This is a genomic window from Streptomyces coffeae, from assembly GCF_016741875.1.
GTDB lineage: Bacteria > Actinomycetota > Actinomycetes > Streptomycetales > Streptomycetaceae > Streptomyces > Streptomyces coffeae.
Window position 1 is genome coordinate 1 of sequence record NZ_JAERRF010000049.1, and the last position, 14,337, is coordinate 14,337.

A 14,337-nucleotide genomic window follows, 5' to 3' on the forward strand; every position below is an offset into this window, starting at 1 on the left:
CGGCGACGGCGAGCACCTGGACATCTCGACGTGGAAGATCGCCCTGAACGTCGTCATCTTCCTGGGCATCCCGCTGCTGGCCGGGTTCCTCACCCGCCGCATCGGCGAGAACCAACTCGGCCGCGAGGCGTACGAGGCCAAGTTCCTGCCGAAGATCGGCCCGTGGGCGCTGTACGGGCTGCTGTTCACGATCGTGGTCCTCTTCGCTCTGCAGGGGAAGACGATCACCTCACAGCCACTGGACGTCGCCCGGATCGCGATCCCGCTGCTGGTGTACTTCGCGATCATGTGGTTCGGCACCTTCGCCCTCGGCAAGGCCATCGGTCTGGCCTACGACCGCACCGCAACCCTCGCGTTCACCGCGGCGGGCAACAACTTCGAGCTGGCCATCGCCGTCGCCATCGCCACCTTCGGCGTCACCAGCGGCCAGGCCCTGTCCGGCGTCGTCGGCCCGCTCATCGAGGTGCCGGTGCTGGTGGCGCTGGTGTACGTCTCGCTTGCCTGGCGCAAGAAGTTCGCCGCACGGTGACGCAGCAGGCCGATGTGGTGGTGGTCGGCGGCGGCAAGTCAGGGTTCGGAAGGCCCGGTGCGGGCGGGGCGGAGTCGCCCGATTTCCCCCGGTTGCATGTCTGTCATGGTGCTGGGGGAGACTGCCGCCGTGACTGAGACCGCGCCTTCCTCCGACCAGACCCGCCCTGATGAGGAGCGGTGGCTGACGCCAGGGGTGCGCGGGATCGGCTCGGCGAGCTTCCTCGCCGACGTCGGCCACGAGATCCCTACCGCGCTGCTGCCGTCCCTGCTGACCTCCACGCTCGGTGCGCCAGCTGCTGCGTTGGGGGCGATCGAGGGGGTTTCCGACGCGCTGGCCGGGGCGGCCCGCTTCGGGGGCGGGGTGCTGGCTGACGATCCTGCGCGGCGACGGAAGGTTGCCGTCGGCGGCTACGCCACTACCGCGGTGCTGGGCGCCGCGACCGCGGCTGCCACGGCGGTGTGGCAGGTCGGCGTACTGCGGGCGGCGGCCTGGACCGCTCGGGGGCTGCGGGTCCCGGCCCGTAACGCGCTTCTGGCCGACATCGTGCCGGCGAAGGCGTACGGGCGGGCTTACGGGTTCGAGCGGATGATGGACAATCTCGGCGCGATCTTCGGCCCGCTCCTCGCGCTCGGCCTGGTGGCTTGGGTCGGGGTGCAGTGGGCGATCGGTCTGTCGGTGATACCTGGGCTGCTTGCGGCGGCCGCCATCGTCTACGCCATCCGTCACGCACCGAAGGCCGAAAGGCGGGAAACGGTTCCGCTGCGCGTCCGCGTTCGACCCGTCCTGCAAGGCGGCCTGGGACGGCTGCTGGGGGCAGTAGCAGCCTTCGAGATCGGCAACGTCGCGGCCACGCTGCTGATCCTTCGTGCTTCCGAGCAGTTGGCCCCCGGGCACGGCAAAGACGCGGCGACCTCTATCGCGCTCGGCCTGTACGTCACCTACAACGTGGCCGCCACCGCCGCGTCGGTCCCGGCCGGACACCTGGCCGACAAGCTCGGGCCACGGGGCCCGGTACTGGTGTTGGCCGCAGGGGTCGCGGCGTTTGCGCTCGCGTACGGCATGTTCGCCGCCTCAACCACGGTTATCGCCGCCCTGACTGTGCCGTTCGTGCTGGCCGGTGTCGGCATCGGGGCGGTGGAGACAGCCCAGCATTCCGCGGTGGCCGCGCTCGCGCCTACCGAGTTGCGCGGCTCGGCCTTCGGGTTGCTGGCCACCGTGCAATCATTCGGCAACCTCGCCGCCTCAACCGTCGCCGGCGTGCTGTGGAGCGCCGTCTCACCGAACGCGGCGTTCGCCTACCTCACCGTCTGGATGGTGCTGGCCCTCGCCGGGCTGCTCTGGACCGCTCGCCGCTGACCATCGTCCGGTCAACCCCGAAAGCGGCCGGTGCGCAGGCTTGAGACATCGCCACATCCTCGTGGGCGGCAGCCGGTCACGGGGACGGCCACTAGGTGATCGCCGGGCTGCGGCGCTCGATCAACAGCACGTCGCGCCATGTGCCGTAGTGGCGGCCGATACGTTCGCGGGTGCCGATGACCCGGAACCCGGCGCGCTGGTGCACGGCGAGGCTGGCGGTGTTCTCGGGGAATATCCCGGACTGAATGGTCCAGATCCCAGCCGCCTCGGTGGAGTCGATGAGTGCCTTGAGCAGCGCGGAAGCGATGCCACGACCACGGGCGTCGGGGTGGACGTAGACGGAGTGCTCGACAACACCTGCGTAGGCACAGCGGTCGGAGACCTTCGTGGCAGCGACCCAGCCGAGCACGGTCCCGTCCGCGTCGAGGGCGGTGAAGCGGTGCTCGGGCAGCTTCACCGCGTCGAACGCCTCCCAGCCCGGAGCGGCCGTCTCAAAGGTGGCGTTCCCTTCGTCGATACCTGTCTGATAGATCGCCAGGACCTCATCGGCGTGCTCGGCGGCGATGGGCACGATCACCACGCTGGACAAGCCGACGCGGCCGGACACGGGGCCGCTCTCTCCTTGCACGGTGCTCACGCCGCGGCCGGTCCTTGGGTGAGCAGCTGGCCCATCGCGGCGACGACGGACGACTCGACCCGGTAGTAGACCCAGGTGCCACGCCGCTCGGAGACCAGCAGCCCAGCCTCCTTCAGCTTCTTCAGGTGGTGGGAGACGGTCGGCTGAGAGACACCGACGTCGGAGATGTCACACACGCACGCCTCCCCGCCCGGGTGCGAGGCGACAGCGGAGAACAGCCGCAGGCGGACCGGATCACCAAGCGCCTTGAACATCCGCGCGGCCGTCTCGGCCTCCTCAGCGGTCATGGGGCGCTCGGTCAGCGGCGGGCAGCACGGAACCACGGCCTGGGTCGTGGGCTCAAGCAGCGGCAGCGCCTCGATATTCGACATGCGTCTATGTTGACACACATCGAAACAACGAGTGAGGACGGAATCCCGGCTCGCCCGGCCGCCGCCCCCGCGAACGGAACCCGGTACCGCCTGCAAGCACCTCCAGCGCCACCGGCCGACCCCTAACTGCCGTGCAGCCAGCAGCGAAGTCCAGCACCGGCCACCCTCCACCGGCCGATGCGACGCCACACCCACGACCCCTGATTCGATGGATGCCTATGTTGACGTTTGTCGAATCAGGAGGGATGCTGCTGGGTGTAGGTCATTGACGGATGTCGAAACAGGCCAGGAGTCGCCGTGAACGCGCCCACTACCGCTGAGCTGCCCGTTGTCGTGATCGGAGCCGGGCCGACGGGCTTGGCCGCCGCCGCCCACCTGATCGACCGCGGCATTACCCCGCTGGTCCTGGAGGCCGGGCAGGCCGCTGGGGCCGCGGTTCGCCAGTGGGCGCCCGTGACAAAGTCAGCCAACGGGAGGGACCTCGATCTTCTCCTTCGCCAGTTCGGCCTTGGCCACAGCGCGCATGCCGGATGTGTCAACCAGGTAGTTCTCCCGGCCCTTGTTCCAGGACAGAATCGCGACCTGCCTGGTGTAGTCCACACCCGGCCAGTCCCGGTTCAGTCGAGGCCAGGCACGAGCAATGTATTGCTGGACCTTCCCAGCGATCGCCTTTGCGGCAGGTGTCTTCTGCGCAACGCTTGCCGACGCAGCCGGGTCTGCCGTGGCCGCAGCCGCAGTCGAGCTGCTGCCCGCGAACAGGGAGGCCACCACCACGGTCGCGGTACCCACCGCGGCGATCGCGTTCCTGCGTGATATCGAATGCATAAGCACACTCCCTTACGTCTTGGCTGTGCGGCTTCCTGCTCTGCAGTGCCATCGCCGCTGGTCAACGGATGGGCGGTCGGAAACCTGACAGTTTCGGTCCACTGGCCAGCTCGACCAGCCGCGCCAGGATGAACCGTCGCGGTGGTCCCGCCCACATTCCCAACCCCCTTGGCCCGGACAGCGATTCACATTCCCGGCCCAACTGCTATTGAAGACCCCGCTGCATTTCATCGGCGTAGCTTCCCTCAGCCTGTAGTGAGACACCCGCTATGCCGGGTTACTCCTCCTGGGAGAGACAGGAGTCCACCTCGTATGACGGGCACGAACCTGGTCAGTGCTTGTGTGGTGCGGCTTTTCCGGTGCTGGAGCAGGCTGAGGACCCGGTTGTCGCCCCGGGTGGGCGCCGGGTTCCACTTCCCGGAGCGGTGGTGCTGGTCGTTGAAGTGGCTGGCTGGTCAGCCGGGGTTCGGTAGGGCATGGAGCCGGTCGCGGGCGCCTCGGATACGGTCCTCGCAGCGGACCCGCCTGCGGTGACGCAGCTCCAGATCGCCGAGCTGCCGCCTTTGGTATTGGTCGCGAAGCAGGTCAGCCGCAGCCCGTCGAGATCGGTGAAGCGCAACTGGGCGCCGGAGTGAGGCCGTTCCTTGCGGACGATCAGCCGCATGCCCTTGGGTCAGGTGCCCAGGTCGAGCATGTCGGTTATCCCCGCAACCCAGACACCGGGCCGCTCGGTTCCGCCGGAGTGGTAGGCCGGTGTCCACGCCTTCTTCGGGATCCTCAGCACGGGCCTGGTGGATGACATCGGTGATGGGCATTCCGACGGAATAGGCCATCGGCTCCCTCTGGAGAGCCAGTCGAGGCAGACGTGGGTGCCGCCGGCGGAGTCGGTGCGGATCAGGGTCTGCCGTTCCCGCCGCAAGTGTTTGGGGAGTTGGGCCAGGGCGAGCCTTCGGCCATCATCCGCTGATGGCGTTCGTCGACCACGGCTAGGCCGGGTCACCGCCCTACCCATCCCGGCAGCAACTATCCCCGGACAGTGCCGAACCGCCCCGCACCGGCCAACGGCACTGACATCCAAGCCCACCCAATCGAACGACGGCCCGTCCTCGGCGGACTGATCAACGAGTACCGCCAGGCTGCCTGAGCAATGGCATCGCCGCAGCTCACAGTACCGAATCGGATTTCCGAGCGGCACACGTGTGGATCAACGAACCCCGGCCCGAGACAGAGCCCCAGCAACAGAACTCGTAGCTTCATACCGTCTTATCTGACCTGACAGACTCCGCACTGCCGGAGCGGGCCGCCAAGGTGGCGGCGGTAATGGCATGGTCTATCAGGGCGATCAGGACATCGCGGCAGGAGGAGCGGTCGCGGGCGTCGAACATGCACAGGTGTGCATCAGGCCGCAGCGAGAGAGCCCTGCGGATCTGCTCGGCGGGATAGGGTTGGCGGCCGCCGAAGCAGTTGACCGCCACCACGAAAGGGATGTCGCGTTTTTCGAAAAAGTCGATCGCGGCGAAACTGGTTTCCAGCCGTCGCGTATCGACCAGCACGACGCCGCCCAGGGCTCCGACGGCGAGGTCATTCCACATGAACCAGAAGCGCTGCTGGCCAGGAGTTCCGAAGAGGTAGAGGACCAGGTCGGTGTTGAGGGTGATGCGGCCGAAGTCCAACGCCACCGTGGTAGTGGTCTTTCGTTCAACTCCGACGAGGTCGTCCACGCTGACACTTGGCGTGGTGAGCACTTCCTCGGTGCGTAGCGGAGTGATCTCGCTGACGGAGCCGACCATGGTGGTTTTACCGACGCCGAAGCCGCCGGAGATAAGGATCTTCACGACGTCGGGGGCCGAATCAGAGCCGGGCAAGACCATCCCTCACTTTCTGCAGCAGCGCGACCTCCGGACTTGAGGTCGGCTCCGGGGCCGCCTGGACTGGCGGTCGGGCGGCGACCCTGCCCGCTTCCAGCAGGTCGGAGAGCATGATCGTCACAACCGAGACCGGCAGATCCAACTTGGCGGCGATCTCAACAACGGCGGTAGGGCGGGAGCAGAGGCGCAGGATGCGGAGGTGCTCGGGCTGGAGTACCCCACTGGCCGTGGGCCGCGGATGTTCCACCGCCGTCACCAGAGTGATCAGCGTGAAGACGTCCTGGCTGGGCTCAGTACGGCCCCCTGTGAGGGTGAAAAGCCGTACGAGGCGACCGTAACCGCTCATCGGGTCAGCCCCGCTTGCCTCTGCGAGCTGGCTGGCGCACCGGGTTCACCGTTCACGGGCTCTATGCGCCGCCGGAGGGGTTGTGTGGGGATTCCGGATTGCGAGGTGGCGCGCCGAGGTGCTCACCGATCCTCTTGACCAGCATATTCATCTCGAACGCGACCACGCCGACATCCGCCGTGGCAGTGCACAGGACGGCCAGGTAGGCCCCGACGCCGGCGGAGGTGAGGACAAGGAAGCCGTGCCGCATCTCGATGAGCGACTGGATTACCGCACCGCCGGCGAAGTCGGCGCAGACGCCGCGTCCCAGGCTCATCAGGCCCGACGCGGTGGCCGCCAGGCGTTCAGCGTCCGACCGCTCGATGGAGGTGGACTTGCTGACGACCAGCCCGTCCTCCGAGACGACGACTGCATGGCGAACGTTGGCGACTTGCTCCACCAGTCCGGTCAGCAGCAGATCTAGCGGACTGTGAGTGTCAGGTGTGGGGTGAGTGCTCATCGGGATGATCTTCTCCGGAAGAAAAACGCGAGGGAGGGCAGCGGGCGCGCGGACGCGCGAGACTCAGCGGAGGTGTTAGAGGCCTTTCGGGTCGGTGAATCGTGCTTGCGCGGTACCGCGCTGGAACGCGGACAGGGTCCGGGCCGCCTTCTCCGCCGAGGCAGGCTGTGGTGGGTCCGACTCGTGCGTGACCCCGGCGCCTGGGGCGTGACGCAGTTCCTGAGCCAGACTGGCCTGGGGAACACGTTCCGGGAGGGGCGGCAGTGACCGGGTCGATTCCCGCCCCGCGGGGGCGCTCGGGGCTGCTGTGGCGGCAGCGACGAGGGGCCCCGGCGCCACCGGGTCGGGCCGGGCCGTCGGACCGTCGGCGGGCTCAGCGGTTGCTGGTGGCGGGCCCCCGTTGGCGCTGAAACCTTCCGGCACTGGTGTCCGGAAGCGGCCGCTGTGCTTCGCCGCGGCACGAACGAGCACGGCCTCAGGAATCAGAACCACCGCGGATGTGCCACCGAAAGGCGACGGACGCAGTGTGATGGTGATGCCGTGCCGGCTGGCGAGCCGCGCGACGACGAACATGCCGAGCCGGGAGTCGTCTTCCAGGGAGAGGACGTCGAACGGCGGCGGTTCGGCCAGCCGCTGATTGAGCACGGCGTATTCCTGCTCTCTCATACCGATGCCGCGGTCCTCGATCTCGACGGCGGCTCCCTTCCCCACCGTGTCCCCTCTGACGAAGACCGGGCAAATACGCGGCGAGAAGTTGGCGGCGTTCTCCACGAGTTCTGCCAGCAGGTGAATGATGTCGGCGACCGCACCGCCGGTGATACTGACCTGGTCGTCAACGCTCACGGTGATGCGCTGATATTCGGAGACCTCGCCCACGGCGCTGCGCACCACGTCCGCCAGGGGCACGGGTTCGTTCCAGCGGCGCCCCGGCCGGCCACCGCTGATGATCAGCAGGTTCTCCTCGTACCGGCGCAGTTGACTGGCCTGGGAGTCGAGCTGGTACAAGTCCCCCAGCACATCCGGGGCCTGGTGCTTGCGCTCGAACTCGTCCAGGAGGGCGAGTTGGCGGTTCACCAGGTTCTGCGAGCGGCGAGCCGTGATCAGGATCGCGTTCTGGAAGCCGCGGCGCGCGTCGGCCAGAGCAACCGCGCTGCTTATCCCGGTGCGCTGCACCGCGTTGAACGCGCGGGCAACCTGGCCGACCTGGTCAGTGCCGTAATCCAGCTCCAGCGCCTCGGCTTCCACGTCGACGGTCTCACCGCGGTTCAGCCGGGCGACGATGTCCGGCAGTCGTCGGTCAGCCAGTTCCAGCGTGGCTTCGCGCAGTCCGGCCATGCGGCGCAGCAAGGAGCGCGAGACACGCCAGGAGAGCAAGGCGGAGACGAGCACGGCGGCGAGGCCCGCGAGGCTGACGAAACCCTCATGGCGCAGCGTGTCGCGTGCAGTGTCGCTCTGCGCCGACAGCAGCTTCGTCGTTTCCGCCCGGATGAGGTCCTGTAGTTGGGATTCCAACGTATCAAGGGTGTGACGCCACTGGCCGGCTGCGGGCGGGAGCGGCAAAGCGGACCGAGGGCTGGCGCCGCCTCCCATGGTGACGGCGTTTTCCACCGCCACCAAGGTCTTCCATGCGGCGCTGTTGGTCAGCCTGCCCAGTTCCGCCCGCTGGGCCGGCGTCTGGATGGTGCCCAGCTCGGACAGCAGCGACCGCTGTGCACCCATCGGTGTCATGAACGCGAACCGCTGCTCAGTGCTCATCCGCCGGGAGGGCAATGCCTGGGCCATCACGGCGTCCTCCGCCTGGATCGCCTTCTCGATCTCGATCAGCATGGAGACTGGCTGCGCCCGCGACACCAGCGACCCTTGCGGGACCTGACGGGCCGCGAACAGAGCGGTGGTCTCCGCGCCGATCAAGGACGTGTACGCCTGCAGGACCCGAGCGGGACTGACGGCCCGTTGGTCGATCTGCGTCCGGAGCCGCTCCAACGGAAATTGCTCCAGTGCCTCCGCGAACGGCATTTCCGAGTTCCGGACGCGGGCGGGGGCGTCATCCAGCTTCTTCCGCAGATTCCCGAGATCCCCGATAGAGGAATCGGTCTTCTTGCGCTGGGCTTGCAGACGGGAATGGGAGAGGTGTGCATTAGCCAGCCAAGCGGAGCTTCCACGAAGCTCTGCTTCGAGATTCCAGCGAAGATTGTCCAGCTTGGGGTCGATACTGCGGCCGAAATGCGACTGCTCAGCCAGATCCACGCCCTCGGAGAGCAACTGGTAGGTGGTTTCGCCCCAGATGACGGCCAATGCCGTACTCGGGACCAACGTGAGCGTGAGCAGCGAGGTGAGCAGGGACCTCCGTCGGCGCAAACGATGTTTCCGTGGTGCCATCCGACGTTCCTTGTGCGGGGAGGGGAGGAGTCAGGTGACGAGGCAGATAGAGTATGACGAATTGACTACCTCGTGTGCGCCTGGCGTCAAAGCGCGCTGCCACGCTAGCAACATCTGATTGGTTTGTGCAGGGCGAGACAAAACTGATTGGCCGTCAGCTTTCTGTGATTCCGCTGGCCGGCTCCCTCGTATTCCAGCCGCGACACCGTTGTGTTTGGCCTGGCGTAACCTGTCAGTGGGGTTGAACAGCCCAATGGACCCTGTGCCGCTCGAAAAATCACCGCCGCAGGTGAGCGGGGTGCCATCAGCCGCCTGGGATCATGCCCTCCGTGATCGTGTCCTTGCTGTGTGGGTGAGTCGGAAGCTGCTGACCGTTCCATCAGTACGCCTCCGTCGCGAGACGGCGAAGGACGCGGAACTGCTGGTGCTGCGGCACAAGAACGCGGTCCTGCCCCGCCAAGTGGCCGGAACGGTCCGCTATGAGCCCGTCGGCTGGTTCTGGTTCGCAGCCCTGTCCGGGCGGATACCCCGACGCCACTGGCTCAAGGTCTTCCCTGTCACCCCCGGCACCCTGCTCAGCCTCCCCGTCTCAGTTGGGGTCGGCTGAGCTGGGCTGACTTGGTGGGCCGTGGCCGTCGGTGGGTGGGCATGGTTGTGGCCCGGCGCTTGGGTCGGGTGCTCCGGGTTCCTCGGGTCGTGGGTGGGCAGGGGCAGCGTCGCTGGTCAGGTGGCTGGCCTCGGCAGAGCCGCGAGGCGCGTGAAAGCGGTCGTCAGCTCATGCCGCCAGGGCCAAGTGGAGGCGATTCGCAGGAGGAGACGGCGGCCTCCGCGGGTGATGCGGGTGGCTGCGTGTAGCAGCCGGTAGCAGAGCTTCTTGGGCTGGGCGGTGGCCAACTCGCCTTCCACTGGGAGAGTCGGATCCAGGGCAAGCAGGTCGACGGCGGTCAGAGCCAGGTCGAGCCAGGCGGTGTTGATGTGGAAGTGGCGGCATGGGAAGCGGCCGAAGCCAGTGGTCTTGCCGCAGCGGATGCGGTCCTCGACGCGTGCGTGTGCACAGTGGCGAACCTCCAGGTGTTGCAGTGAGCCTTCACCGGGAGGGGCATCGATGAGGAAGACCTGGTGGCGCATGCCCTCGTCCAGATTAACAAGGACAGTTGGGCGCCGGGGTGCGGGCGCTCGCGCCGCACGATGATCCGGGTGCCGTCCGGGTGGTCGGCAAGGTCCACCACGCCGGTCAGTTCTGCCACTTCGACGCTGGTCCTCAGGGTGCCGTCCGGCTCGAGTGCGGGATGCCATAGGTGGACGGGCAGGGCCCGGATTGCGCGGCGGACCGCTTCGGTGACGGCGTATCCGACAGAGAAGGAGGTGTGGATTCCGCTCGTGCAGTGCTGTGAGGTAGGCGAGGAAGGCTTTGGCTCCTCCGGCGGTGTCGGCGCGGATAAGGATATCGGTGCCGTGGCGGTGAGCGTCGCCGGACCTGTACCAGGGCTGTATCCAGGACGGCGATGTGGTCGGCGGCGGCAATACGGCCGGCGTTGCCCGGCCGCAACACTCCGGCCAGGGCTTCGCCGGTGTTGTCCAGGAAGCACAGCAGCGGGGGTGGTAACCGAAACCGCGCTAGTTGTGGCCGCTGCCTGCTCTTTCTCCGACGAGTGGCAGGTGACAAGCGTGGCGTCGATGTCCAGGACCAGGCCCGGCAGGTCGCGGCCACCGGCGCGGGCCGGGGGTATGCCACCGCCCGTCTCGGCGGCCTGCAGCCAGGCAACCTCGCGGGCAGCGGCACCGCCGTACGCAAACGGATGAGTGCGGCCGGGTCGATACCGGCCAGCAGGCGCCAAGCGGTCGCGGTGGAGGCGACCGGGCCGAAGACCTCCGCCTGGTCCCGCGGCAGGGCCAGATCCGCGATCGCTTCGCCGCCGTCGGCGAGCAATACCGCCAGATCGACCACGATCCGCCCGGGAGCGTGACCGGTGCCCCGTGGCCGAAGCCGAGGCAGCGCGTCGGTGAACGCGCTGGTCAGACCAGTGACATCGGCGAGATCGGCCAGCAGGCGGGAACCGGCATGGCTGACCACCCCGCGGCCGTCGGCCGAGACGACGAGCTTGGGACGCGACCCGGTGGTGTGCACGCAGAAAGTGCCTTCTCGCTGTGGTGACAGAAGCCCTGGACAAGCCTCATCGTCCCGGCTCAGGAGGCACTTTCGGGTTTCCACTCATGATCCGGACGCCATCGCAAGTGAAACGCGGAGGCTAACGGCCGCAGGTGAGGCGGCGTGGACGTGGCCCAGATGGCGGCGAGGTTCTTCTGCCCGTCCCTCGTCGATGTGCCCTTCGGATACATCGGCCAGCGGGCTTCGATCATGGTGCCATCGGCGCATGTCACGTATGAGAGCACGTAATTCTACTCTATGCATCGTGGTCGCTCATGAAGCACCCTGGGCGTCGACGCCAGGTCAGTTCCTCTCCGAGGCGGGGCAGCGCTGATGACGCGCTACAGAACTAACCCTTGTCTCTTGGCGAAAGCCTCAAGACGACCTGTCGGGTGTCACGACTCAGTCACCCAAGCCAACCGCCACAATAGCGATAGGGCCATGGAACAACATGATCACTGATCTGCTAAAGCGCAGCCCGGGGATACGTACAAGCGCCGGGCTGGCCACCGTCACAACAGCGTTCGGGCTCGTGGCCTTTCCGCCCGTCACGACAGCCGCTCACGCGGAGACGAACGACACCACCGTGACCATATCCGCGGCGTACACCCACAACGGGTCGAGTCAAACCCTCTATGTGGGACGGTACACAAAAAACGTAAGCACTGGGGAGATCGCCTATGGCATGTTTCCCGCAGCCGACTTGACGGTGGATTCGCAGATCCCTCAAGTTCAAACGGATCAGCAGTTCCGTCTCGTTCAATCGGTGGACGGCGATGGGACTTCCGACGGAACCTTCAAGCTGGAGAACGGGACGTCCAAAAATTGCCTTACCCTGGATCCAGGAACCTCACGTCTCGCCGAATCGACCTGTGGCACGGACAGTCCCACCTGGAATTTTCAGCCGACGAGCACCGACTCGGCTGACTACCTGATCCGCCAGGTCGGCACCAACAAGTGCATCACTCGTCTCGACGGTGGAATCGGGGTCAGCGACTGCAGCACCGATCAGGACAAGAATGAAAGATGGTCCATTTCCGCCAACGGAGCGCCGCTGCCCGCGCTGAGTAACCGCGCCGCGGTCGCCCTGGGCAGCAATAAGATCACTGTTTGCAACTGGGGAGGGTATGCGGCCAGAGCGACGATCGACTACAAGGTCAAGGCGGACCCTGACAGCGACACCGAGACCAGTGGCCGCTCCGTCATAGGATCGTTCCCGGTCCGCCAGTGCCGGGAAGTAACCCTCCCTGCGGGCAAGATCACCGCAACGGTGGTCCTGCGCAGGTTCACGAACTACTACATGGGTAACTACGGATTCCAGGATGGCGGCAGCGGTTTCGCCGGTGACGCGAACGACAAAATCACGGCAGTCTACACCGTCGGGGGTGCGCATGTGGACGGCTCCTTCCATATGTACGGTACGAGCTGTGATTCATCCTCGAAATTCGAACAGGCGAGTGCCAGTCAGGCAGTTGCGTCGCAGCAGCAAGGCCAAGTGGGGTGCACCAGTGACGTCAATGTCACGACTGTCGCAGGTGTGGCCGCTACCGCTTTCGAAGTCGCGAGAAACTTCATCTTCTCCTCGATCTTCAAATGATCCGGGCGGTTGGCCCCGTTCGTCAGCAGTGATCGCTGCCGCATGAGGTGATCACTCCACCCTCATTTGTTCCTCGTGCTGAGGTGTGGAGCCTGCGCGTATCGCTGCACAGCGCGGGGGTCTCCTCCCGGGGGTCTTACCGCCACGGAATCCCCCTGGACGCGATGCCGTCGGACTGCGTCGGACTTCCGTCTCCGAGTGCGAGGGTGTTCGTGATGCCTGAACCGCTGCCCGTCGCGGACCGGCCTATTCCTGCGGCCGGCGTGTGGGTGCCTGCGGGCGGCAGCAGCATGCACTACGTAGCACGGCACGGGTGCTGGGCATCGCGCCGGAAGTGCCGATGTGGCGGACGGCTCCCATCACCGTGTCGGCGGAGGACGGCGCGGCGTACAGGAGTGAGGCGGTACGGGTCCTGACGGAAGTCCTGGAACGGATTCCGGCGCGGTCGTCCGTGTTCCGTCCGGCGGTGGAGGAGCAGATCGCGATCATGCGCCTGATGATTCGGATCGCCAGGGAGAACCCGAAGGACTGCGCGGACCAGGACCTGGCCCTCCTGGTTCCGCTGCGGGGCACCGGGATGTTGCTGCGGCACCTGGATGTCCTGCTGGCTCGAGAAGTCCGACCATCCCGGTCTGCTCCGTGAACGGGCTGAGCTGGAGGGGGAGTTGGTGACGTGATAGGCGGCTGCGGAATAACCCCAGGCGTGGAGGATCGTGCGGACTCGGGCGATCTCACTTGTGACACGGTCGCGTCCGAAGATCCGCCAGGACAGTGTGAGGCGTTGGAAGCTGCCGAGTTGGCGGAACTCGTTGAAGGAACCGAGCAGGTAGGCGTGCGCCGCGAGGTATGGGCGGACGTCGTCCCCGGCCCAGGCGGGGGCGTGCTGCCGGAGCTCAGCCTGGGTGCGGCCGAGTAGATGGGCCCACTCCTGCGTGGTCCAGCCCCAGTAGGTTCGGCCAGTCTCCGCGCTGTGTGTCAACAGAAGGGGGTCACGGCCAGGACCAGCGACCTTCGGCGTCCTCGGTGACGATGGCCAGCGACGGTTCCCTCACCGCGACACCTCCGCCGTCGCGCCGGCCGGAGCGGTGAGCATTTGCATTCGCCAGGCATGAATGTGGTCCATGCCGCGGGCCAGCTTGTCGGCCAGGTCCCGGCCGGAGAGGTGGATGTACTGAAGGGTGGAGTCGGTGTGACGATGTCCGGCAAAGGACGCGATCGCGTGCAACTCCCAGCCCGTGCGGGCCAGATCGGTCAGACACAGGTGCCGAGTGGTGTGCGTGGAAACCGCTCGACACCTGAGGCCGGCGCGAGCTTGCGGACTACCTTCGACCAGGTCCACAGGCTCAGCGGCGGGGCGTGATTGCGCCGCGACGCCGATAAGAACAGCGGCCCTCGGGCCCGGCTGATCCGGGCGCGGTGAGCGAGGTAGTCCGACAGCAGTACCCCGGTCGATGCCGAGTAGGGCACCACCCGCTCCAGCCGGTTCTTCGTCGTTTCCGCTCGTATCCGCAGCATGTGGTGGGCCGGATCGACGTCGTCGGTCCGCAGTGAGCACAGTGCTTCGCGGCGCAGGGCGGCATCGTAAGCCAGGGCGAGCATCACGCGGTTGCGTACCGGTTCCCGCTTGGCGACCTCCAGGACGCGTAGCCACTGCTGTTCTCCGGGAATCCACGGCAGCTTCGTCCGTCGGGGCACCAGGCCGCGCTGCTGACCGCTGTTCCGTCGGCCGGTGGTGTAGCGCCCCCGGCCGACCGGGTTGGATTCCCGCAGCCCCTCTT

The 14,337-nt window shown here is 66.8% G+C and carries 12 protein-coding genes and 3 pseudogenes; 6 read left to right on the top strand and 9 right to left on the bottom strand.

Annotation, left to right across the window (positions count from 1 at the left end):
- A partial coding sequence (locus JK363_RS39145; protein ID WP_372444940.1) for an arsenic resistance protein occupies nucleotides 1–529 on the top strand: 529 nt, incomplete at its 5' end.
- 129 nt (nucleotides 530–658) lie between these two features.
- Nucleotides 659–1,888 carry an MFS transporter gene (locus JK363_RS39150; RefSeq protein WP_307822056.1) on the top strand — a complete coding sequence of 410 codons (1,230 nt, stop codon included), beginning with the start codon at nucleotides 659–661 and terminating at the stop codon, nucleotides 1,886–1,888.
- Between the two features lie 91 nt (nucleotides 1,889–1,979).
- Here JK363_RS39150 and JK363_RS39155 read toward each other — a convergent pair whose 3' ends face one another.
- Nucleotides 1,980–2,465, bottom strand: coding sequence for a GNAT family N-acetyltransferase (locus JK363_RS39155; protein WP_372444942.1), 486 nt, complete (start codon nucleotides 2,463–2,465; stop codon nucleotides 1,980–1,982).
- Between the two features lie 56 nt (nucleotides 2,466–2,521).
- The gene (locus tag JK363_RS39160; protein WP_201883042.1) at nucleotides 2,522–2,896 is read right to left on the bottom strand and encodes an ArsR/SmtB family transcription factor; all 375 of its coding nucleotides are present in this window, start codon (nucleotides 2,894–2,896) and stop codon (nucleotides 2,522–2,524) included.
- Between the two features lie 297 nt (nucleotides 2,897–3,193).
- Between JK363_RS39160 and JK363_RS43415 the strand changes: the two genes are divergently transcribed.
- Nucleotides 3,194–3,709: an NAD(P)-binding protein gene (locus JK363_RS43415; RefSeq protein ID WP_307822057.1), complete on the top strand. Its 516-nt coding sequence runs from the start codon at nucleotides 3,194–3,196 to the stop codon at nucleotides 3,707–3,709.
- A 500-nt stretch (nucleotides 3,710–4,209) separates the two neighbouring features.
- On the opposite strand, the pseudogene JK363_RS45125 reads toward JK363_RS43415, so the two are convergent.
- From JK363_RS45125 to JK363_RS39195, 5 genes and pseudogenes are all read right to left on the bottom strand, one after another.
- A pseudogene (locus tag JK363_RS45125) lies at nucleotides 4,210–4,751 on the bottom strand (transposase); the annotation flags it as partial.
- Nucleotides 4,752–4,974: 223 nt separating this feature from the next.
- Nucleotides 4,975–5,592 (bottom strand): GTP-binding protein, encoded by a 618-nt coding sequence (locus tag JK363_RS39180; RefSeq protein WP_201883046.1) that lies wholly within the window; start codon nucleotides 5,590–5,592, stop codon nucleotides 4,975–4,977.
- Nucleotides 5,573–5,935, bottom strand: coding sequence for a DUF742 domain-containing protein (locus JK363_RS39185; protein ID WP_201883048.1), 363 nt, complete (start codon nucleotides 5,933–5,935; stop codon nucleotides 5,573–5,575). The genes JK363_RS39180 and JK363_RS39185 overlap by 20 nt, the downstream gene beginning before the upstream one ends.
- Nucleotides 5,936–5,996: 61 nt before the next feature.
- Entirely contained in the window at nucleotides 5,997–6,434 is a 438-nt protein-coding gene (locus JK363_RS39190; RefSeq protein WP_201883050.1) for a roadblock/LC7 domain-containing protein, read from the bottom strand.
- Nucleotides 6,435–6,509: 75 nt separating this feature from the next.
- Nucleotides 6,510–8,813, bottom strand: a complete 2,304-nt coding sequence (locus JK363_RS39195) for a sensor histidine kinase (RefSeq protein ID WP_201883051.1) — start codon at nucleotides 8,811–8,813, stop codon at nucleotides 6,510–6,512.
- Between the two features lie 352 nt (nucleotides 8,814–9,165).
- Here JK363_RS39195 and JK363_RS39200 point away from each other — a divergent pair, with 352 nt between their 5' ends.
- Entirely contained in the window at nucleotides 9,166–9,420 is a 255-nt protein-coding gene (locus tag JK363_RS39200) for an integrase (protein WP_307822058.1), read from the top strand.
- 116 nt (nucleotides 9,421–9,536) lie between these two features.
- Here JK363_RS39200 and JK363_RS39205 read toward each other — a convergent pair.
- Nucleotides 9,537–10,971: pseudogene (locus tag JK363_RS39205) on the bottom strand (IS1380 family transposase).
- A gap of 442 nt (nucleotides 10,972–11,413) precedes the next feature.
- Here JK363_RS39205 and JK363_RS39210 point away from each other — a divergent pair.
- Nucleotides 11,414–12,559: an RICIN domain-containing protein gene (locus tag JK363_RS39210; protein ID WP_201883052.1), complete on the top strand. Its 1,146-nt coding sequence runs from the start codon at nucleotides 11,414–11,416 to the stop codon at nucleotides 12,557–12,559.
- 313 nt (nucleotides 12,560–12,872) lie between these two features.
- The gene (locus JK363_RS43425; RefSeq protein WP_236076496.1) at nucleotides 12,873–13,202 is read left to right on the top strand and encodes a hypothetical protein; all 330 of its coding nucleotides are present in this window, start codon (nucleotides 12,873–12,875) and stop codon (nucleotides 13,200–13,202) included.
- Between the two features lie 405 nt (nucleotides 13,203–13,607).
- Here JK363_RS43425 and JK363_RS44920 read toward each other — a convergent pair.
- Nucleotides 13,608–14,158: pseudogene (locus JK363_RS44920) on the bottom strand (site-specific integrase).
- Between the last annotated feature and the right edge of the window lie 179 nt (nucleotides 14,159–14,337).